The sequence below is a fragment of the Streptomyces nojiriensis genome (assembly GCF_017639205.1).
GTDB classification, from domain to species: domain Bacteria; phylum Actinomycetota; class Actinomycetes; order Streptomycetales; family Streptomycetaceae; genus Streptomyces; species Streptomyces nojiriensis.
In genome coordinates, this window is the sequence record NZ_CP071139.1 from 6,861,008 (window position 1) to 6,882,994 (window position 21,987).

Below are 21,987 nucleotides of genomic sequence, written 5' to 3' on the forward strand. Positions count from 1 at the left end.
ACTATACCTGTGCCCGTCCGGATCACCGCGAGACCAGTGGCTCCGGGCCGGGGGACGGGCGGGGACCTGTGGTGATGTCCGCATGCACGGCCACCACCGTGAATCTCCGGCCTCCTTCACACTTCTGACGAAGGCGAGGACATGAGCATGGGATCCACTGGTGAGGGCCTCGGACGCCGCGACCTGATCAAGCGTTCCGCAGCACTCGGACTGATCACGGTGCCGACGATGAGCTTCCTGTCCGCCTGCGCCTCCGGCGGTGCGGAGAACTCCACGAAGGGCCCGGCCAAGGCGGCGGTGACCAAGGAGAACCCCTTCGGCGTCGCGAAGGGCGGCAAGCTGGACGTCGTCGTCTTCAAGGGCGGGTTCGGCGACGACTACGCGAAGGCCTGGGAGGCCGCCTTCGACAAGAAGTGGGGCACCACCAGCTCCCACCTGGGCACCCAGGAGATCACCGCCAAGCTGCAGCCCCGCTTCAACGGCGGGAACCCGCCGGACGTCGTCGACGACTCCGGCGCCCAGCAGATCAAGCTGGACGTGCTCGCCAAGGGCGACCAGCTCGCCGACCTCACCGCCGTGCTCGACTCGCCCTCGCTCGACGACCCGACCAAGAAGGTGCGCGACACCCTGGTCGAAGGCGCCTACGAACAGGGCCTGCAGGGCGGCAAGTTCGTCGTGCTGAAGTACGTCTACGCCGTGTTCGGCTTCTGGTACTCCGGCAAGCTCTTCAAGGAGAAGGGCTGGGCGCCGCCGAAGACCTGGGACGAGTTCCTGGCCGTCTGCGCCAAGGCCAAGGAAGCGGGCATCGGCGGCCTCGCCCACCAGGGCAAGTTCCCGTACTACATCAATGTCGTCATCATGGACCTGATCGCCAAGAAGGGCGGTCTGGACGCCATGAAGGCGATCGACAACCTGGAGCCGAACGCCTTCGAGGGCAACCCTGCCGCCCTCGCCGCGGTCGAGGCGGTCTACGAGGTGGTGGAGAAGGGCCTGCTGATGCCGGGCACCAACGGCCTCACCCACACGGAGTCACAGACCGCCTGGAACCAGTACAAGGCCGCCTTCATCCCCTCCGGCTCCTGGCTGGAGAACGAGCAGCTCAAGCAGACCCCGGAGGACTTCGACATGAAGTTCCTGCCGATGCCGCTGCTCGCCGACAGCAAACTGCCCTTCGAGGCCATCCGGGCCGGCGTCGACGAGCCCTTCATCGTCCCGGAGAAGGCTGCCAACAAGGCCGCCGGCTTCGAGTTCCTCCGCTCGATGCTGTCCCGCGAATGGTCGACGATCTTCGCCCAGCAGGCGAACTCGCTCACGGTGGTCAAGGACGGGGTGGACCCGAGCGTCAAGCTGCGGCCGGGCACCCAGTCGGCGGTCGAGGCGCTCAAGGCCGCGGGCGGCAACACCTTCAGCTACCGCTACCCCGACTGGTACAGCGAGATGGACACGGAGATCCAGAACGCGTCCAATGAGCTCATGGCACAGCGGATCCAGCCCAAGGAGTGGATCAAGCGGGCCCAGGCGGCGGTGAACAAGGCGGCCCAGGACCCGAACGCCAAGAACAACAAGCGCAGCTGACCACTGCGGGGACGGACACCATGAGCCATGTAGCCCAGAGGAGAGGGAAGTACGGCTTCATCGCCGGCTTCCTCTTCGCTCCCCTCGCGCTGTACCTGACCTTCGTCATCTGGCCGTACGTGCAGACGTTCGGTTACTCCTTCACCAACTGGAGCGGCCAGTCCCCGACGTTCGACTTCGTCGGCACGGACAACTACGCGGCCCTGCTGAAGGACGAGGTCTTCCGCGGCGCGCTCTGGCACAACCTGCTGCTCCTGGTGTTCGTCCCGCTCGTCACCATCCTGCTCGCCCTCTTCTTCGCCTTCATGGTGAACGCGGGCGGGCGCGGCGGGGCCGGCGGGGTGCAGGGAGTCGGCGGATCGCGCTTCTACAAGGTCGTCTACTTCTTCCCCCAGGTCCTCTCCCTCGCCATCCTCTCCGTGCTCTTCGGCGCGATCTACCGCAGCGACGAGGGCGGCCTGCTCAACGGCTTCCTGACCAGGATGGGCGTGATCGACGCGGCCCACCCGGTCGAATGGCTCAACGAGCCGGACCTCGTCCTGTGGTGCCTGCTCCTCGTCGTCGTCTGGCACGGCGTCGGCTTCTACCTCGTCCTCTTCTCCGCGGCGATGCAGTCCGTCCCCAAGGACATCTACGAGGCCGCGCTGCTCGACGGCGCCGGGCGCGCCCAGACCTTCTTCAAGGTCACGCTGCCCCTGCTGTGGGACTCCGTGCAGACCTCCGCGGTCTATCTGGGCATCGCCGCGATGGACATGTTCGTGCTGGTGTCGACCATGACCTCGGGCCAGTTCGGCGGCGGCCCCGACCACCACAGCGAGGTCATGTCGACGGTGCTGATGCGCAACTTCCTCTACTTCGGCAAGAGCGGATACGCCTGCGCCATGGGCGTGGTCATGCTCGCCCTGACCATGATCCTCTCTGTCATCACGCTGCGTGCCACCCGCCGCGAGCGCATCGAGTTCTGAGCGGAGTTCCACGATGACTGCACAGTCCACAGTGATCAAGGCTCCGGGCGAGAAGTCCGCGGAGCGGTCCGGCGGCGCCGGGCGGGCGGGGAAGCGCGAGGGGCGCCGCTCCGAGGGCACGGCCCTGAACGTCTTCTCGCACGGCTTCCTCGTCGTCTGGGCGATAATGATCGTGCTGCCGCTGATCTGGCTCGCGCTCGGCGCCTTCAAGACCGACGCGCAGATCGGCGGCTCGGCCCTGAGCTGGCCCTCCAACTGGCACTTCGACGCCTTCGGGCGGGCCTGGACGAAGGGCATCGGAGGCTATTTCGCCAACACCCTCATCGTGCTGGTGTTCTCGGTCCCGCTGACCATGCTGTTCGGCTCCATGGCCGCGTACGTGCTGGCCCGCTACCCCTTCACGGGCAACCGGCTCATCTACTACTTCTTCGTCAGCGGGGCGATGTTCCCCGTGTTCCTGGCGCTCGTACCGCTCTTCTTCATGGTCAAGCGGTTCGACATGCTGAACACCTACCAGGGCCTGGTCCTGGTGTACGTCGCCTACTCGATGCCCTTCACGGTCTTCTTCATGCACTCCTTCTTCCGGACGCTGCCGACGGCGATCCACGAGGCGGCGGTCATCGACGGGGCCTCCGACACCCGGATCTTCTTCCAGGTGATGCTGCCGATGGCCAAGCCCGGCCTGATCAGCGTCGGGATCTTCAACGTCCTGGGCCAGTGGAACCAGTACATCCTGCCCGCCGTGCTGATGCAGCCGCAGACGAGTGCCGACCCCGAGCGGTACATGCTCACCCAGGGGCTCATTCAGCTCCAGTACCAGATGGGCTACGAGACGGACCTGCCGGTGCTCTTCGCCGGTGCCACCATCGCGATGGTCCCGATGCTGGTGGTCTACCTCTCCTTCCAGCGCCAGATCCAGGCGGGTCTCACCTCGGCGACGCTCAAGTAGCGCTCCCGGGGTCAGGAGCCGCCGGAGGCCTTCCGCAGCTTGTAGAGCTCTCCGGAACCCGGGTCGCCGACGTGCTGGTGGATCCGGGGCTCCCGGGCGGTGCCGCCGACGCCCCACGCGGGCCAGCCGCACCCCGGGATGTCTATGCGGACCTTCTGCGTCCAGACGTCCCGGCCGCCCTCGTAGACCCAGGTCCCGGAGCCCGAGCAGCTCGGCGACGGGTCGCCGGGGTAGTCGTTGGGGCTGCGCCCACCGACGCCGGAGGCGGTGACCCGGCCGTCCGAGGTGAAGACCAGGGTGTTGCCCGTGTGGTCGATCCAGCTGCCGGGCATGGTCTGCGGACCGATCGCCGGAGGCTCGTACGCGGGCAGCAGGCCGACGGCGAGCCCGAGTGCGCCGAACAGGCCCGTCCCCGCCACCACCCCCGTGCCCCACAGCACCACCCGCCGCAGCAGTCCCTCGCCCCGGGGCAGGGCGATCAGCGCGCCCGCCGAGAGCGAGGCCGTGGCCGAGGCCCAGAAGACCAGCGTGGCCCGCGTCTCGGCGTCGTTGTACGCCGCGACGATCCAGATCGGCGACGCCACCAGGGCCGCCACGATCAGCGGAGCCGACCACCAGGCCGCGTGCCTGCCGAGCCGGCGGCCGAGGAGGTCGGCCAGCGCGACCGCGGGCAGTACGAAGATGAGCGACAGCAGGAACGAGATGAAGCCGATGAGGGGCGTGAGGGCGACCAGGCTCCCCCCGATCTCGGTGTAGTCGGGGGCTCGGTCCGGCGGCGGCTGTGTCTGCACGTACAGCAGGACCACCACGACGGTGAGCGCGACCTCCAGGCATCCCACCAGCGTCGAGACCACCAGCGCGACTGCGTACGACCGTTTCTGATGCACGATCAATCCCCCTCGTGGCACGGCGAACCCACGCGTCCGCCCGGCCGGCGACGTCCCGTGTCCATACTGCCAGCCGGGCTGAACGTGTTCAATTCATTCTTCGCGTCCCGTCACGCGGGCGCACCGGCCCCTGCCTCCTTCGCCGTGGCCGCTACAGCCAGGTGCCGAAGCGGCGGATGTACCAGGTCTTCACGAGCTGGGTGAGCGTGCAGTACGCGAGCAGTACGCCGATCAGCCACGGGAAGTAGCTCGCCGGCAGGGCCACGAAGCCCAGCGAGGGAGCCAGCGGCGAGAAGGGCAGCCAGAGCCCGGTCAGCACCGCGAGGACGGTCATCGCCATCACCGGCCAGGAGGCGCGGGACTGGACGAAGGGGATCTTCCGGGTGCGGATCATGTGGACGATCAGGGTCTGCGAGAGCAGGCCCTCGATGAACCAGCCGGACTGGAAGAGGGACTGGCTCGCCTCGCTGTTCGCCGCGAAGACGTGCCACATGATCAGGAACATCGAGATGTCGAAGATCGAGCTGACGGGCCCGATGGTGACCATGAAGCGGCCGATGCCCTTGGCGTCCCAGTTGCGGGGCCTGCGGAGGTACTCCTCGTCCATCCGGTCCCACGGGGTCGCCAGCTGCGAGATGTCGTAGACCAGGTTCTGGACCAGCAGCATGATCGCGAGCATCGGCTGGAAGGGGATGAAGGCGCTCGCCACCAGGACCGAGAAGACGTTGCCGAAGTTCGACGACGCGGTCATCTTGATGTACTTGATCGTGTTGCCGAAGGTGGTCCGGCCCTGGACGACGCCCTGCTCCAGGACGGTCAGGTCCTTCTCCAGCAGGATGATGTCGGCCGACTCCTTGGCGATGTCCACCGCGGTGTCCACGGAGATGCCGACGTCGGCGTCGCGCAGCGCGGCCGCGTCGTTGATGCCGTCGCCGAGGAACCCGACGGTGTGTCCGCCGGCCTGCAGGGCCCGGACGATCCGGGCCTTCTGGACCGGGTTGACCTTGGCGAAGACCGTCGTGCGGGCGGCCAGCTCGCGCAGCTCCGTGTCGTCGAGGGCGTCGGTCCCGGGGCCGAGCACCACCTGCCCGACGTCGATGCCGACGTCGGCGCAGACCCGGGCGGCGACCAGTTCGTTGTCGCCGGTGACGACCTTGACCGCGATGCCCTTGTCGGCCAGCCCCGTCAGGGCCCGGGCGGCGTCGGCCTTCGGCGGGTCGAGGAAGGCGAGGAAGCCGACCAGCGTCAGCCCGTCCTCGTCGGCGACCGTGTACGTCTCGCGGGGGGCGTCGATCGTGCGGGTGGCGACGGCGAGGACCCGCAGGCCCTGCCGGTTGTCGTCCTCGGCGATCCGGGTGGCGTGCCACCGCAGCCGCTCGGTCAGCTCCACCCTCTCGCCGCGGTCCATCAGGTGCGTGCAGAGGTCCAGCACCTCCTCCACGGCACCCTTGGTGATCATGATGTGCTCGCGCGGTCCGAGGTCGCCGACCAGTGGGTTGCGGGCCAGGACCACGGACATCCGGCGCCGGGCGAAGTCGAAGGGGATCTCGTCGACCATCGAGAACCGTGCGTCGACGACAACCTCCTCGGCCTCGTCCACGCGGTCGATGACCGCCTGGTCCATCAGGTTCTTCAGGCCGGTCTGGAAACGCGCGTTGAGGTAGCCGTACTCCAGGACCTCGCCGTCCTCGTCGCCGTGCACGTCCAGGTGGCGGTCCAGGACGATCCGGTCCTCGGTGAGGGTGCCGGTCTTGTCCGTGCAGAGCACGTCCATCGCGCCCAGGTTCTGGATCGCGCCCAGCCGCTTGACGACCACCTTCCGCCGGGACATGGCGACCGCGCCGCGCGCCAGGTTGGCGGAGACGACCATCGGCAGCATCTCGGGGGTCAGCCCGACGGCGACGGCGATGCCGAAGAGGAAGGCCTCGTCCCAGTCGCCCTTGGTGAAGCCGTTGATCATGAAGACGACGGGGACCATCACCAGCATGAAGCGGATCAGCAGGAAGCTGACCTTGCGCACGCCGGTGTCGAAGTTGGTCTGCGGGCGCTCGCCGACGAGCGAGCCGGCCATCGAGCCGAAGTAGGTGTCGGCGCCGGTGGCGACGACGACCCCGGTGGCGGTACCGGAGGTGACCGAGGTGCCCATCAGGGCCAGGTTGTCGGCCTCCACCGGGTCGGTGGTCTCCTGCTGGCCGAGGTCCCGCGTACGGGTGTCGGCCTTGGCCGCCGGCAGGGACTCGCCGGACAGCGCGGCCTGGCTGACGCCCAGGTCCTTGGCCGTGACGATGCGCAGGTCGGCCGGGACCAGGTCGCCGGCCGCCAGCTTGACCACGTCGCCCGGGACCACCTGGTCCATGGGCACCTCGAACGTGGTGGGCGCGGAGCCGCTGCCGGCCCGCCGCTGCACCGCGCACGTGGTGGTGACGAGCTTCTTCAGCGCGTCGGCGGCGCGGCCCGAGCGGAACTCCTGCCAGAAGCGCAGCAGACCGCTGATCCCCACCATCACGGAGAGGATGACGACGCCCGGGTCCGCGGGGTCCTGCCAGTACATGACCGCCGCCAGGAGGACCAGGACGGCGATGAAGGGGTTCCCGTAGGCCTTCGCCAGTTGGAGGTACCAGCGGGGGGCGCGCTCGTGGGCGACGGTGTTGGGGCCGTGCCGCTCCAGGCGCAGCGCGGCCTCGGCGTGGGTGAGGCCGGCCGGGGAGGTGTCCACCTCCTGAAGGACCTGGACGCCCGAGCGGGCGCTGATCGCGGCGAGACGCTCGCCGGTGAGCCGGGTCCGGGCCTGGAGCTCGGCGGCTTTGCGCTCGCGGCGGGAAGGGCCCGGCGGTGCGAGCTTGGCCGGGGTGCGCGGGGTGAGCATGGTCATGACGACTACCTCCCTCCACGGTGTCCGGGCAGCGCGGAGCCGAGCGGTCACGTGGAGTGATCAGGGGTCGGCGCGCGGGGACCCCGAAGGGCCGCGGGCACGCCGGCGGGCATGGATGACGCACGCCCGGCGGAGTTGGCAGGGCATGCGGAAGGAAGGGAGTGTGGAAGGAAGGAACGCGCAGCAACGCGAGCGCGCACGGGGACAGCGGTCCACCGTTGCCGTGCGTACGCAGAGAAAGGTCAGCCGGTCACGAGGTCAGCCGACAAGAGCGCTGCAAGGACTTCGATCGGGACTCATCCCGAACACCTCCTTGCGTAGCGCGGTCATGATGAAACGCCCGATCCGGCCGGAATGGCCACAGATGATCGGCGTCCCAGCGACCGTAACACGATCCAGGGGGCCGCTTCCCGCCCCTTTAGGTCAGTAGCGGCCGTTTCATGCCGCGTCAGCCTCTTGACGTCTGGATGTGCAAAGGCTCGACTTAAGGTTCACAAGTTGGAGAGATGCCGGGGTCTCGGAGCGTGAAGCCGTGACGTGCCCCGGCCGGGGGGCGACGGCTGGCCGTCGCTAATGGGCAGGAGTGGATGAGTCGTGCAGACTCCCGGATCGCAGTCGTCACTGCATCGCGCGAATCTCGAACGGGTCGTGCGGGCGGTGCGGCTCGCGGGATCGCTGACCCAGGCGGAGATCGCCCGCGCCACCGGACTGTCGGCGGCCACGGTCTCCAACATCGTCCGGGAACTGAAGGACGGCGGGACCGTCGAGGTCACCGACACCTCGGCCGGCGGCCGCCGCGCGCGCAGCGTCTCGCTCAGCGGCGACGCGGGGATCGTCATCGGTGTCGACTTCGGACACACCCACCTGCGGGTGGCGGTGGGGAACCTGGCCCACCAGGTGCTGGCCGAGGAGACCGAGCCGCTGGATGTCGACGCGTCCTGGGCGGACGGCTTCGACCGGGCGGAAGCCCTGGTCGGACGGCTGATCGCGGACATCGGCGTGGGGCTGGAGAAGGTCATCGGCGTCGGGCTCGGCGTCCCCGGCCCGATCGACGTGGAGTCCGGGACCCTGGGCTCGACCGCGATCCTGCCGGGCTGGGCGGGCATCAACCCCCGCCAGGAGCTCTCGCAGCGCCTCGGGGTGCCCGTGTACGTGGACAACGACGCGAACCTCGGCGCCCTCGGTGAACTCGTTTGGGGGAGCGGGCGGGGAGTGAAGGACCTGGCCTACATCAAGGTGGCCAGCGGCGTCGGCGCGGGCCTCGTGATCAACGGCCAGATCTACCGCGGACCCGGCGGCACGGCGGGCGAGATCGGGCACATCACCCTGGACGAATCGGGCCCGGTCTGCCGCTGCGGCAACCGCGGCTGCCTGGAGACCTTCGCGGCCGCCCGGTACGTACTGCCGCTGCTCCAGGGCACGCACGGCCCCGAGTTGACGATGGAGCGGGTGGTCGAACTAGCCCGCGAGGGGGACCCGGGCTGCCGCCGGGTGATCACGGACGTGGGCCGACACATCGGCAGCGGCGTGGCCAGTCTGTGCAACCTCCTGAACCCCAGCAGGGTGGTGCTGGGCGGGTCGCTGGCGGAGGCCGGTGAACTCGTCCTCGCCCCCATCCGTGAATCGGTGGGAAGGTACGCGATCCCCAGTGCGGCCCGGCAGTTGTCGGTGCTGACGGGGAGCCTGGGAGGGCGGGCCGAGGTGCTGGGCGCGCTGGCGCTCGTCCTCAGCGAGATGGGCGATTCGACACTTTTGTCAGATCATGGAAGTGGAGTGCGAGCTCCAGCCGTCTTGTCTTCAGGTAGATAACGAATGGCACCGTTGTCATCTCGTTAAGAATTCACTCCTTGACGGCAAAACGCGGCCGGGGTTGACTCACATCCACCTCGGCCGCGCCGCTGCGGCCTCGTCAGGGAGGTTCAAGTAATGAACACGCGTATGCGCAGAGCCGCCGTAGCTGTCGCCGCTGGTGCCATGGCCGTTTCGCTCGCCGCTTGCGGCAGTGCGAAGGAGGCCGGCGACACGACGAAGGCGTCCTCCGGCGCTGCCAAGGGCGATGAGATCAAGGTCGGTCTGCTCCTGCCGGAGAACCAGACCGCGCGTTACGAGAAGTTCGACAAGCCGCTGATCGAGAAGAAGGTCGCCGAGCTCACCGGTGGCAAGGGCAAGGTCGTCTACGCCAACGCCAAGCAGGACGCGACCACGCAGAACTCCCAGGTCGACACGATGATCACCAACAAGGTGGACGTCCTGATCGTCGACGCTGTGGACTCCAAGGCCATCGCCGGCTCGGTCAAGAAGGCCAAGGACGCCGGCATCCCGGTCGTCGCCTACGACCGCCTGGCCGAGGGCCCGATCGACGCGTACACCTCCTTCGACAACGAAGAGGTCGGCAAGGTCCAGGGCAAGGCCCTGCTGGAGGCGCTGGGCGACAAGGCCAAGGACGGCCAGATCGTCATGATGAACGGTTCGGTCACCGACCCGAACGCCAAGCTCTTCAAGTCCGGCGCCCACTCCGAGCTCGACGGCAAGGTGAACGTCGGCAAGGAGTACGACACCGTCGAGTGGAAGCCGGAGAACGCCAACACCAACATGGCGGCCGCGCTCTCCGCGCTCGGCAAGGACAAGGTCGTCGGCGTCTACTCCGCCAACGACGGCATGGCCGGCGGCATCATCACCGCCCTCAAGGCCGCCGGCGTCTCCCCCCTGCCGCCGGTCACCGGCCAGGACGCGGAACTCGCCGGTGTGCAGCGGATCGTCGCGGGCGAGCAGTTCATGAGCGTCTACAAGCCGTACGCCCCCGAGGCCGAGGCCGCCGCGAAGATGGCCGTCGCCCTCGCCAAGGGCGGGAAGGCCGATGGCTCCACGTCCACGGTCGACAGCCCGACCACCAAGGGCGTCGCAGCCGTCCTGATCCCGGTCGTCTCGCTCACCAAGGCCAACATCAAGGACACCGTCGTCAAGGACGGCGTCTACTCGGTGGACGAGATCTGCACCGACAAGTACGCGGCGGCCTGCGCCGCCGCCGGCCTGAAGTAGCGGCCCCCGTCGCCTCCCCGCGAGGCGGCCCCCCGTGCCTGACCGGCGTCCCGCCACTCTCTCCCCGCCACCCGGCGGGGCGCCGGGCAGAAACGTTCCCCCATTCGCCCCGCTCCTGCTCTTCTGCACGACATCCCCGCCGGTCAGGCGGCGAAGGAGATGGTTCATGTGTCCGCTGCGCCCGTGCTGGCGTTGCGAGGGGTCTCGAAGCGGTTCGGCGCCGTTCAGGCCCTGACCGACGTAGAACTCGAGATCCACTCCGGTGAAGTGGTCGCCCTCGTCGGCGACAACGGTGCCGGAAAGTCCACGCTGGTCAAGACGATCGCCGGCGTGCACCCCATCGATGAAGGTGTCATCGAGTGGGAAGGGCGTCCGGTCTCCATCGGCAAGCCCCACGACGCCCAGAACCTGGGCATCGCGACGGTCTACCAGGACCTGGCGCTGTGCGACAACATCGATGTCGTCGGCAACCTCTTCCTCGGCCGCGAGCTCAAGAGCTTCGGCATCCTCGACGAGGTGGAGATGGAGCGGCGCGCCCGCGAGCTCCTGACCACCCTGTCCATCCGGATCCCCAGTGTCCGGATTCCCATCGCGTCACTCTCCGGCGGTCAGCGCCAGACCGTGGCCATCGCCCGTTCCATGCTGGGCGAGCCCCAGCTCGTCATCCTCGACGAGCCCACCGCCGCCCTCGGCGTCGAGCAGACCGCACAGGTTCTCGACCTGGTGGAGCGGCTGCGCGAGCGCGGCCACGCCGTCATCCTCATCAGCCACAACATGGCCGATGTGAAGGCCGTCGCCGACAAGGTGGCGGTCCTGCGGCTGGGCCGCAACAACGGTGTCTTCAACGTCGCCGACACCTCGCAGGAAGAGATCATCTCCGCCATCACCGGTGCCACGGACAACGCCGTGACCCGCCGGGCGGCCCGCACCTCGGAGGCCGGCAAGTGAGCACCCAGAACCCTGCCACCGGTCCACTGGACAAGGGCTCCGTCGACCGGCAGGAGCACATCGACCCGGTCAACCCGGCGGCCGCGCACGACGCGATCCCGGCCGTGGACCCCCGCCTGCTCGTCAGGGAGGAGGGGCTCGCCGGGTACGTGGGCGAGTTCAAGCGCAAGATGAAGGCCGGCGACCTGGGCTCCCTCCCGGTCGTCATCGGCCTGATCGTGATCTGGTCGATCTTCCAGGGGCTGAACTCGAACTTCCTCTCCCCGGAGAACCTCACCAACATCGCGATCACGATGACCGGCACGGGCATGATCGCCATCGGCATCATCTTCGTGCTGCTGCTCGGCGAGATCGACCTCTCGGTCGGCTCGGTCAGCGGTGTCTCGGGTGCCGTCGTCGCCGTCCTCGCCGTCACCCACGGCGTGAACGAATGGCTGGCCATCCTCGCGGCCGTGGCGGGAGGCGCCCTGATCGGCTGCATCCACGGCTTCTTCTTCGCCAAGATCGGTGCTCCGGCCTTCGCCGTCACCCTGTCGGGCCTGCTCTTCTGGCTCGGCGCGATGCTGCAGATCCTCGGCAGCAACGGCACGATCAACATCGACTCCGACGGCGTGGTCGGCAAGCTGACCACGTACTTCTTCTCGGACGTGGCCGTCGCCTACGGGCTGGCCGCGCTCGCGGTGGCCGGCTACTTCATCGCGGCCTTCCTCGATGCGAGGCGCCGCGAGGCCGCCGGGATGCCCTCCCGGCCGCTCGCCGAGATCCTGCTGCGCACCGGCCTGCTCGCACTGTGCACCTTCGGCCCCGCCGTACTGTTCAACCAGTACAAGGGCCTGCCGCTCGCGGTGGTGCTCTTCCTGCTGGCCCTGGTCGTCACGGACTTCCTGCTGCGCCGCACGACCTTCGGGCGAAACGTTTTCGCACTGGGTGGCAGCGTCGAGGCCTCCCGGCGTGCGGGCATCAACGTCACCCGGATCCGGATCACGGTCTTCGCGATCTCCAGCACCTTCGCGGCGATCGGCGGCCTGTTCTGGGCCTCCAAGATCGCGGCGGCCAACCAGAGCGCCGGTGCCGGCGACCTGCTGATGAACGTGATCGCGGCGGCCGTCATCGGCGGCACCAGCCTCTTCGGCGGCCGGGGCCGGACCTGGAACGCCCTCCTCGGCGTCATGGTCATCGTCTCGATCCAGTACGGTCTGGCTCTGGAAGGCATTGCGACGCCGATCCAGTACATGATCACCGGCGCGGTGCTGCTGGCGACCGTGGTGATCGACTCGGTGACGCGCAAGACCCAGAAGACGGCCGGACGCGCCTGATCGCGCGCCCGACTTCGCGCCGGAGTGACGTCCGGCGGTAAGACCGGTCACAGTGCCCGGCGCCACTTCTCGTGGCGCCGGGCATCCGTGCGTGCATGTACGGGGTACTCATGTACGGGTATACGCCCGTATGTGATGTGTGGCCGTCAGGTCGCGCGTACATGTATGACAAAGGTGTGACTCCCCCGGGACGGCCCGATGACCGTGCCCGGGGACGGAACATTAGACTCGACAGACCAGCAAGCAACTGCAAGGAGGCACGGGTGCTGCTGACCCGCATCAAGGGACCGCGCGATCTGGACCGGCTCAGCCAGGAGGAGCTCGACCAGCTCGCGGCCGAGATCAGGTCCTTCCTCGTCGACGCCGTCTCCAAGACCGGCGGGCACCTCGGCCCCAACCTCGGGGTGGTCGAACTGACGATCGCCCTGCACCGGGTCTTCGACTCGCCCAAGGACAAGGTCCTCTTCGACACCGGCCACCAGGCCTATGTCCACAAGCTGCTCACGGGCCGCCAGGACTTCGCCGGCCTGCGCACCAAGAACGGCCTGTCGGGTTACCCCTCGCGCGCCGAGTCCGACCACGACGTGATCGAGAACTCGCACGCCTCCACCGTGCTCGGCTGGGCCGACGGCCTGGCCAAGGCCAACGAGGTGCTGGGCCGCGAGGACCACCACGTCGCCGCCGTCATCGGCGACGGCGCGCTGACCGGTGGCATGGCCTGGGAGGCGCTGAACAACATCGCCGCCGCCAAGGACCGCCCGCTGGTCATCGTCGTCAACGACAACGAGCGCTCGTACGGCCCCACCATCGGCGGCCTCGCCAACCACCTGGCGACCCTGCGCACCACGGACGGCTACGAGCGCTTCCTGGCCCGCGGCAAGGAGATCCTGGAGCGCACCCCGGTCGTCGGGAAGCCGCTCTTCGAGACCCTGCACGGTGCCAAGAAGGGCCTCAAGGACTTCATCGCCCCGCAGGGCATGTTCGAGGACCTCGGGCTCAAGTACATCGGGCCCATCGACGGCCACGACATCGAGGCCCTGGAGTCCGCCCTGCAGCGCGCCAAGCGCTTCAGCGGACCGGTCATCGTGCACTGCCTCACCCAGAAGGGCCGCGGCTACACCCCGGCCCTGGAGCACGAGGCGGACCGCTTCCACGCGGTCGGCGTGATCCACCCGGACACCGGCCTGCCGGTGAAGACCGCCGCCGCCAGCTGGACCTCCGTCTTCGCCGACGAGATGGTCAAGCTCGGCCACGAGCGCGAGGACATCGTCGGCATCACCGCCGCCATGCTCCACCCGGTCGGCCTCAACAAGTTCGCCGAGGCCTTCCCGAACCGGATCTACGACGTGGGCATCGCCGAGCAGCACGGCGCCACCTCGGCGGCGGGCCTGGCCACCGGCGGGGTCCACCCGGTCTTCGCGGTGTACGCGACCTTCCTCAACCGTGCCTTCGACCAGGTCCTGATGGACGTGGCCCTGCACAAGTGCGGTGTCACCTTCGTCCTGGACCGCGCCGGTGTCACCGGCGACGACGGCGCCTCCCACAACGGCATGTGGGACATGTCCATCCTGCAGGTCGTCCCCGGCCTGCGGCTCGCCGCGCCGCGCGACGCCGAGCAGCTGCGCGCCCAGCTCCGCGAGGCCGTCGAGGTCAAGGACGCCCCGACCGTCGTGCGCTACTCCAAGGGCGTCGTCGGCCCGGCCGTACCGGCCGTCGGCCGGATCGGCGGCATGGACGTGCTGCGCCGTCCGGCCGACGAGGTCACCCGTCCGGACGTACTGCTCGTCTCGGTCGGTGCGCTCGCCCCGATGTGCCTGGAGATCGCCGACCTGCTGGACAAGCAGGGCATCTCCACGACCGTGGTCGACCCCCGCTGGGTCAAGCCCGTGGACGAGGCCCTGGCCCCGCTCGCGGACCGGCACCGCGTGGTCGTCACCGTCGAGGACAACGGCCGTACCGGCGGTGTGGGCGCCGCCGTCTCGCAGGCCCTGCGGGACGCGGGTGTCGACGTACCGCTGCGTGACTTCGGCATCCCACAGCGCTTCCTCGACCACGCCCTCCGCAAGGAGATCATGGCCGAGATCGGCCTGACCGCGCCGGACATCGCCCGGCAGGTCACCGGCCTGGTCGCCAAGCTGGACGGCCGCTACGAAAGCGAGCCGGCCGCCGCCGTCGACTAGTGCGGAACCGCCGCGCGCGCCGTTCGTAGATCGCCGCGCGGTTGCACGTCACGGGCCGGGAGATCACTCTTGAGGAGTGGGCCTCCCGGCCCGTTCGTGCGTCGTCACCTCTCGGAGGCGTCGGTGAGCAAGGATCTGAACAGCCCATTCCGTACCAAGACGGTGGAGCAGTCCATCCGCGACACGGAGGAGCCGGAACACGCGCTCCGGAAGTCGCTTTCCGCCTGGGACCTCACGGTCTTCGGTGTGGGCGTCATCATCGGCACCGGCATCTTCGTCCTCACGGGCATCGCCGCCCGGAACAACGCCGGTCCCGCCACCGCCCTGGCCTTCGTTGCCGCGGGCATCGTCTGCGCCCTGGCTGCGCTCTGCTACGCCGAGTTCGCGTCCACCGTCCCGGTGGCCGGATCGGCGTACACGTTCTCGTACGCCTCGATCGGAGAGCTGCCCGCCTGGATCATCGGCTGGGACCTGGTGCTGGAGTTCGCACTCGGCACGGCCGTCGTCGCGGTCGGCTGGTCGGGGTACGTGCGCCACCTCATGGACACCAACCTCGGCTGGACCCTGCCGACCTCCCTGTCCGGCCCCGATGCCGGCGGGCACTTCGACCTGCTGGCGTTCCTGCTGGTCCTGGTGCTGACGTGGATCCTGGTCGTCGGGACGAAGCTCTCGGCCCGCATCACCGCGGTCGTCGTCGCCATCAAGGTCACGGTCGTGCTGCTGGTCATCATCGCGGGCCTGTTCTTCATCAAGGCCGACAACTACTCGCCGTTCATCCCGCCGGCCCAGCCACAGGCCGAGGGCGTCAGCGGCTGGCACTCACCCCTGGTCCAGTTGCTCTTCGGCTACGAGCCCACGAACTTCGGCGTCATGGGCATCTTCACGGCGGCCTCGCTCATCTTCTTCGCCTTCATCGGCTTCGACGTGGTGGCGACGGCGGCCGAGGAGACCAAGAACCCCCAGCGGGACATGCCGCGCGGCATCCTCGGCTCGCTCCTGGTCTGCACGGTGCTCTACGTCGCCGTGACCCTGGTGGTCACCGGCATGCAGAAGTACTCGGAGATGTCCCCGACCGCGCCCCTCGCCGAAGCCTTCAAATCGGTGAACCAGCCGTTCTTCTCGGGTGCCATCAGCCTGGGCGCGTCCGTCGGTCTGATCACCGTGTGCATGATCCTGCTGCTCGGTCAGACCCGCGTGTTCTTCGCGATGAGCCGTGACGGACTGCTGCCCCGGGTCTTCTCCGTGACGCACCCGAAGTACCGCACCCCCTACCGGGCGACCATGCTGCTCGGCGGGATCATCGCGGTCGTCGCGGGCTTCACCAGCCTGGAGACCCTCGCGGAACTGGTGAACATCGGCACCCTGTTCGCCTTCGTGGTGGTCGCCCTCGGCGTGATCATCCTCCGCAAGAGCCGCCCCGACCTGCACCGGGCCTTCCGGACCCCGTGGGTGCCGTTCGTGCCGATCGTGTCGATCGCGGCCTCGTTCTGGCTGATGCTCAACCTGCCGGCCGAGACCTGGCTGCGCTTCGGCATCTGGATGGCCATCGGCATCATCGTCTACTTCTCCTACGGCTACCGCAACAGCCGTCTGCACAAGGTCGGCCAGGAAGCGGAGTTCTAGCCGCCGACCCGTCCGCCGCGGCGGACCGGCGAGGGCCGTACGGACCACCCGTACGGCCCTCGCCGCGGGTCCCGGACCTGGAGGCGGCCATGACGCACAGCCAGGAGCACCGGTTCGACGCGTGGACGGCCGGTGCCGGCTACGAGCGGTACATGGGCCGGTGGAGCCGCCCCGTCGCGGAGCGGTTCACACAGTGGCTCGGCCGCCCGGAGCGGCTGCGGTGGCTCGACGTCGGCTGCGGCACCGGCGGGCTGTCGGCCGCGGTGGCCGCCGGGTGCCGGCCCCGTGAGGTCCTGGCGGTCGACCGGTCACCGGGGTACGCCGGCTGGGCGCGGGCAGCCGCCACGGCGGGGACCCACGTCTGCGTGGCGGACGCGATGGCCCTGCCCGTGCGCGACGGGGCGTGCGACGCGGTGGTCAGCGGCCTGACCCTGAACTTCCTCGAGCCGCCCGCCGCGGCCGTCGCCGAGATGGTCCGCTCGGTCCGCGCGGGCGGCCTGGTCGCGGCGTACGTGTGGGACTACGCGGGCGGCATGGACCTGCTGCGGCTCTTCTGGGGCGCGGCGGTCCTGGCGGACCCGTCCGCGGCCGCGCTGGACGAGCGCCGACGCTTCCCGCTGTGCCGTCCGGACGCCCTGCGCGCGCTGTGGACGGGGGCGGGACTCGGCGAGGTGGAGCTCGCCCCGATCGAGGTGTCCCTGGTGTTCGCCGACTTCGCGGACCTGTGGGAGCCGTTCCTGACCGGGCAGGGTCCGGCCCCCGGATATCTCGCCGCCCTGTCCGCGGCCGGCCGGGAGAAGGTAAGGGGCGCGCTCCGTGCGGCCGTTCCGTGCGGCCCGGACGGATCCGTCGCGCTCACCGCCCGGGCCTGGGCGGTGCGGGGGCGGCGCGCCGGGTGAGGGCGGGCCGCGGCCCGGGCGGCTGACACGGGCCCGGGCCCCTTGGGCTGCTCAGCCCTTGGCGGGGGAGTTCTTCGCCGAGGCCGGGACCGGCTGGTCCTTGCGGATGGCGTCCCACAGCTGCGTCGCCTGCGGCTCGGCCACGATCACGCGGTTGGGGTCCACCTTGTCGTAGGCGACCGGCAGCATGATCGTCTCCATCGTCTCCGGGTTCACGCCCTTCATGCTCTGCGCGAAGTCCGCGAGCGCCGTGAGCGAGCCGAGGTCGGAGTCGGTGGTCAGCGATTTGGTGCCGGCGTCCGCGAGCTTGTAGAGCCGCGCCGGGTTGCCGAGGGCGTCCTGCTTCTTGATCTCGGACAGCATCGCCAGCATGAACTGCTGCTGGAGGCCTATGCGTCCGAGGTCGCTGCCGTCGCCGTAGCCGTAGCGGGTACGGACGAACTTCAGCGAGTCGGTGCCGTCCAGCCGGTGCGTGCCGGCGTCGAGCTTCAGGCCGCCCTTGGCGCCGCTCATCGGCTTGTCCAGGGTGACGGTGACCCCGCCCAGCGCGTCGACCAGGCCCTTGAAGCCGGCGAAGTCGACCTCGACGAAGTGGTCCACGCGGACGCCGGACAGCTGCTCCACCGTGTTGACCACGCAGGCCGGGCCGGCGAGCGAGTAGACGGAGTTGAACATGACCCGCTTGGCGGACGGCAGCGTCTTGCCGTCCCCGTCCTTGCACTCGGGCCGGGTGATCAGGGTGTCGCGGGGGATGCTCACCGCGGTGGCCTTGGCCCGGCCCTCGGGTATGTGCACCAGCATCGCGGTGTCCGAGCGGGCACCGCTGACATCGCCGTGGTCGAGATCGCCATTGGCCCCGGCGCGCGAGTCGGAGCCGAGCACCAGGATGTTCTGGGCGTTCGCGACGACCTTCGCGGGCCGGTTGTCGCCGATCGCCTGGTCCAGGTCGACGCTGTCGATGTTGGAGTTGAGGTGGCTGTACGTCCACCAGCCGGCCCCGGCCGTGCCCAGGATCAGCACGGCGACCAGCAGCAGGGTGATCCGCAGAATGCGGCGGCGGCGTCTGGGCCGCGCGTGCTTTTCCGTCATGGGGGTGAATCTTAGACAGGTATTCGAACGGCCGAGGCCCGCCCCCCGGAGGAGGCGGGCCCGGCCTTCGAACAGCCGTCTGCGACCCGGACTAGGCCGGGACGCTCGCCAGGCCGGGGGCGAGGAACTTCTTGCCGTTCACGCGCTCCGAGACGCCCTCGCGGTCCAGGTACGGCGTGATGCCGCCCAGGTGGAAGGGCCAGCCGGCGCCCGTGATGAGGCAGAGGTCGATGTCCTGGGCCTCGGCCACGACACCCTCCTCCAGCATCAGGCCGATCTCCTGCGCCACCGCGTCCAGGACGCGGTCGCGGACCTGCTCCTCCGTCAGGACGGAGTCGCCCTGCACCAGGAGGGCGGCGACCTCGGGGTCGAGCTCCGGCTTGAAGCCGTTCTCCGCGTTGTAGACGTAGAAGCCGCGCTTGCCGGCCTTGACGACCGCAGCGAGGTTCGGGGAGACGGTGAAGCGCTCCGGGAAGGCGCGGTTCAGGGTCTCGGAGACGTGCAGACCGATCGCCGGGCCCACGAGCTCCAGCAGCACCAGCGGGGACATCGGCAGGCCGAGCGGCTCGATGGCCTTCTCCGCCGTGACGACCGGGGTGCCCTCGTCGATGACGTTCTGGATCTCGCCCATGAAGCGGGTCAGGATGCGGTTCACGACGAACGCCGGGGCGTCCTTGGTGAGGACCGCGGTCTTCTTCAGCTTCTTGGCGACACCGAAGGCCGTGGCCAGCGAGGCGTCGTCGGTCTGCTCACCGCGGACGATCTCCAGCAGCGGGAGGATCGCGACCGGGTTGAAGAAGTGGAAGCCGACCACGCGCTCCGGGTGCTGGAGCTTGGAGGCCATCTCCGACACCGACAGCGAGGAGGTGTTGGTGGCGAGGATCGCGTGCGCCGGGGCGACCGCCTCGACCTCCGCGAACACCTTCTGCTTGACGGACATCTCCTCGAACACGGCCTCGATGATGAAGTCCGCGTCCGCGAAGCCCTCGGCCTTGTCCAGGACGCCGGTCACCAGGGCGGTCAGGCGGTTGGCCTTGTCCTGGTTGATGCGGCCCTTGCCGAGCAGCTTCTGGATCTCGGCGTGGACGTAGCCCACACCCTTGTCCACGCGCTCCTGGTCGATGTCGGTGAGGACCACCGGCACCTCCAGGCGGCGCAGGAAGAGCAGCGCCAGCTGCGAGGCCATCAGGCCCGCACCGACGACGCCGACCTTGGTGACCGGACGGGCCAGGGACTTGTCCGGGGCACCCGCCGGGCGCTTGGCGCGCTTCTGCACCAGGTTGAAGGCGTAGATGCCCGAGCGCAGCTCGCCGCCCATGATGAGGTCGGCCAGCGCCGTGTCCTCGGCGTCGAAGCCGGCCTGGAGGTCGCCGGACTTGGCCGCGGCGATGATCTCCAGCGCGCGGTAGGCGGCCGGAGCGGCGCCGTGCACCTTGGAGTCCGCGATGGCGCGGCCCTTGACGACGGCCGCGTCCCAGGCCTCGCCGCGGTCGATGTCCGCGCGGACGACCTCGGTGGTGCCGTTCAGGACGTTCGCGGTCCACAGGAGCGACTGCTCCAGGAAGTCCGCGCCCTCGAACAGCGCGTCGGCGATGCCCAGGTCGAAGACCTGCTTGCCGCGCAGCTGCTTGTTCTGGTTGAGCGAGTTCTCGATGATCACCGAGACCGCGCGCTCGGCGCCGATCAGGTTCGGCAGGATGGCGCAGCCGCCCCAGCCGGGAACCAGGCCGAGGAAGACCTCGGGCAGCGAGAAGGCCGGGATGGCCTTCGAGACGGTGCGGTAGGAGCAGTGCAGGCCGACCTCGACGCCGCCGCCCATGGCCGCGCCGTTGTAGTACGCGAAGGTCGGGACCGCCAGTGCCGAGAGGCGCTTGAAGACGTCGTGGCCGCCCTTGCCGATGGCGAGCGCCTCGTCGTGCTTCTTCAGCAGCTCGACACCCTTGAGGTCGGCGCCGACCGCGAAGATGAACGGCTTGCCGGTGATGCCCGCGCCGACGATGGAGCCCGCGATGGCCTCCTGCTCGACCTGGTCGATCGCCGCGTTCAGGTTGGCGAGCGACTGCGGGCCGAAGGTGGTCGGCTTGGTGTGGTCGAAGCCGTTGTCCAGCGTGATGAGCGCGAAGCGCCCGGCGCCGAACGGCAGGTCCAGGTGGCGGACGTGCGCGGACGTGACGACCTCGTCCGGGAACAGCTCGGCCGCGCCCTTCAGGAGCTCAGCGGTGGTGCTCACTTGGAGTCTCCCTCGGCGTTGAAGTTCGGGTTCTCCCAGATGACCGTGGCGCCCATGCCGAAGCCGACGCACATGGTGGTCAGGCCGTAGCGGACGTGCGGCTGCTCCTCGAACTGACGGGCCAGCTGCGTCATCAGGCGCACGCCCGAGGAGGCGAGCGGGTGGCCGAAGGCGATGGCGCCGCCGTACTGGTTCACGCGGGCGTCGTCGTCGGCGATGCCGTAGTGCTCCAGGAACGCGAGGACCTGGACCGCGAAGGCCTCGTTGATCTCGAAGAGACCGATGTCCTCGATGGTCAGGCCGGCCTGGGCCAGGGCCTTCTCGGTGGCCGGGATCGGGCCGTAGCCCATGACCTCGGGCTCGACACCCGCGAAGGAGTACGAGACCAGGCGCATCTTGACCGGGAGGTTGTTCTCCCGGGCGAAGTCCTCGGACGCGATGATCGCGGCGGTGGCACCGTCGTTGAGACCGGCGGCGTTGCCCGCGGTGACCCGGCCGTGCGTACGGAACGGGGTCTTCAGGCCGGCCAGGTTCTCCAGCGTGGTGCCCGGGCGCATCGGCTCGTCGGTGGTGACCAGGCCCCAGCCCGTCTCACCGGCCGCCTCGTTGGTGTTGCGCACCGAGATCGGGACCAGGTCCTGCTGGATCTTGCCGTCGGCGTACGCCTTGGCGGCCTTCTCCTGCGAGCGCACGGCGTACTCGTCGGCGCGGAGCTTGGTGATCGTCGGGTACCGGTCGTGCAGGTTCTCGGCGGTCATGCCCATGAACAGGGCGGACTCGTCGACCAGCTTCTCGGAGACGAAGCGCGGGTTCGGGTCCACGCCCTCGCCCATGGGGTGGCGGCCCATGTGCTCGACACCGCCGGCGAGGGCGACGTCGTACGCACCGAAGGCCACGCCGCCCGCGACGGCGGTGACGGCGGTCAGCGCGCCGGCGCACATGCGGTCGATGGAGTAGCCCGGGACGGACTGCGGCAGGCCCGCGAGGATGCCGGCCGTGCGGCCCAGGGTGAGGCCCTGGTCGCCGATCTGCGTGGTCGCGGCGATGGCGACCTCGTCGATCTTCTTGGGGTCCAGGTCCGGGTTGCGGCGCAGCAGCTCCCGGATCGCCTTCACGACGAGGTCGTCGGCGCGGGTCTCGTGGTAGATGCCCTTCGGGCCCGCCTTGCCGAACGGGGTGCGGACGCCGTCGACGAAGACGACGTCCCTGACGGTACGAGGCACGTTGGCTCTCCTCCAGGTGCGGGTGTGCACTGCTGCGCGCGGGGGCGTTCGGCATACGTTGCTGAGCGCCCGCTCACCCGACCATGCTACTTGCGAGTAACCAATGTGCACACCCCCTCCCGGAGGAGCGGCGAAGGTCACACTCGGGCCGCGGCGCCACGGCCCTGCGCCCCGACCGATCGGACCCGTCCG

The 21,987-nt window shown here is 69.3% G+C and carries 15 protein-coding genes; 10 read left to right on the forward strand and 5 right to left on the reverse strand.

Translation table 11 applies throughout. The annotated features are described in order from the left end of the window. Positions 1-147: 147 nt before the first annotated feature. From ngcE to JYK04_RS31865, 3 genes are read left to right on the forward strand one after another with little or no spacing between them, the layout of a single operon-like run. Complete coding sequence (gene ngcE, locus JYK04_RS31855; RefSeq protein ID WP_373297450.1) at positions 148-1,575, forward strand: N-acetylglucosamine/diacetylchitobiose ABC transporter substrate-binding protein; 1,428 nt, start codon at positions 148-150, stop codon at positions 1,573-1,575. A 20-nt stretch (positions 1,576-1,595) separates the two neighbouring features. Further along, positions 1,596-2,540 (forward strand): carbohydrate ABC transporter permease, encoded by a 945-nt coding sequence (locus JYK04_RS31860; RefSeq protein WP_189739283.1) that lies wholly within the window; start codon positions 1,596-1,598, stop codon positions 2,538-2,540. 13 nt (positions 2,541-2,553) lie between these two features. After that, positions 2,554-3,489, forward strand: a complete 936-nt coding sequence (locus tag JYK04_RS31865) for a carbohydrate ABC transporter permease (RefSeq protein ID WP_189739287.1) — start codon at positions 2,554-2,556, stop codon at positions 3,487-3,489. Between the two features lie 11 nt (positions 3,490-3,500). On the opposite strand, the gene JYK04_RS31870 is transcribed toward JYK04_RS31865, so the two are convergent. Beyond that, complete coding sequence (locus JYK04_RS31870; RefSeq protein WP_189739289.1) at positions 3,501-4,376, reverse strand: hypothetical protein; 876 nt, start codon at positions 4,374-4,376, stop codon at positions 3,501-3,503. Between the two features lie 151 nt (positions 4,377-4,527). Then, entirely contained in the window at positions 4,528-7,248 is a 2,721-nt protein-coding gene (gene mgtA, locus JYK04_RS31875) for a magnesium-translocating P-type ATPase (protein ID WP_189739292.1), read from the reverse strand. 594 nt (positions 7,249-7,842) lie between these two features. On the opposite strand from mgtA, the gene JYK04_RS31880 reads away from it, so the two are divergent. The 7 genes from JYK04_RS31880 to JYK04_RS31910 all read left to right on the forward strand — a co-directional run bounded on the left by JYK04_RS31880 (position 7,843) and on the right by JYK04_RS31910 (position 17,253). Further along, positions 7,843-9,057 (forward strand): ROK family transcriptional regulator, encoded by a 1,215-nt coding sequence (locus JYK04_RS31880; RefSeq protein ID WP_189739295.1) that lies wholly within the window; start codon positions 7,843-7,845, stop codon positions 9,055-9,057. A 117-nt stretch (positions 9,058-9,174) separates the two neighbouring features. Next, positions 9,175-10,287: a sugar ABC transporter substrate-binding protein gene (locus JYK04_RS31885; RefSeq protein WP_189739297.1), complete on the forward strand. Its 1,113-nt coding sequence runs from the start codon at positions 9,175-9,177 to the stop codon at positions 10,285-10,287. Positions 10,288-10,446: 159 nt separating this feature from the next. Continuing rightward, positions 10,447-11,235, forward strand: coding sequence for an ATP-binding cassette domain-containing protein (locus JYK04_RS31890; RefSeq protein WP_030008680.1), 789 nt, complete (start codon positions 10,447-10,449; stop codon positions 11,233-11,235). Positions 11,236-11,261: 26 nt separating this feature from the next. Next, a complete protein-coding gene (locus JYK04_RS31895; RefSeq protein ID WP_189739598.1) occupies positions 11,262-12,551 on the forward strand; it encodes a sugar ABC transporter permease in 1,290 nt (429 codons plus the stop codon). A gap of 263 nt (positions 12,552-12,814) precedes the next feature. Next, positions 12,815-14,731, forward strand: coding sequence for a 1-deoxy-D-xylulose-5-phosphate synthase (gene dxs / locus JYK04_RS31900; RefSeq protein ID WP_189739300.1), 1,917 nt, complete (start codon positions 12,815-12,817; stop codon positions 14,729-14,731). A 123-nt stretch (positions 14,732-14,854) separates the two neighbouring features. After that, positions 14,855-16,354, forward strand: a complete 1,500-nt coding sequence (locus JYK04_RS31905) for an amino acid permease (protein WP_189739303.1) — start codon at positions 14,855-14,857, stop codon at positions 16,352-16,354. Between the two features lie 89 nt (positions 16,355-16,443). Further along, positions 16,444-17,253, forward strand: coding sequence for a class I SAM-dependent methyltransferase (locus JYK04_RS31910; protein WP_189739306.1), 810 nt, complete (start codon positions 16,444-16,446; stop codon positions 17,251-17,253). A 51-nt stretch (positions 17,254-17,304) separates the two neighbouring features. On the opposite strand, the gene JYK04_RS31915 is transcribed toward JYK04_RS31910, so the two are convergent. From JYK04_RS31915 to JYK04_RS31925, 3 genes are all read right to left on the reverse strand, one after another. Beyond that, positions 17,305-18,342 (reverse strand): LCP family protein, encoded by a 1,038-nt coding sequence (locus tag JYK04_RS31915; protein WP_189739309.1) that lies wholly within the window; start codon positions 18,340-18,342, stop codon positions 17,305-17,307. A gap of 91 nt (positions 18,343-18,433) precedes the next feature. Next, positions 18,434-20,572, reverse strand: a complete 2,139-nt coding sequence (locus JYK04_RS31920) for a 3-hydroxyacyl-CoA dehydrogenase NAD-binding domain-containing protein (RefSeq protein ID WP_189739312.1) — start codon at positions 20,570-20,572, stop codon at positions 18,434-18,436. Continuing rightward, positions 20,569-21,795 (reverse strand): thiolase family protein, encoded by a 1,227-nt coding sequence (locus JYK04_RS31925; RefSeq protein WP_189739315.1) that lies wholly within the window; start codon positions 21,793-21,795, stop codon positions 20,569-20,571. The genes JYK04_RS31920 and JYK04_RS31925 overlap by 4 nt, the downstream gene beginning before the upstream one ends. Positions 21,796-21,987 lie beyond the last annotated feature (192 nt).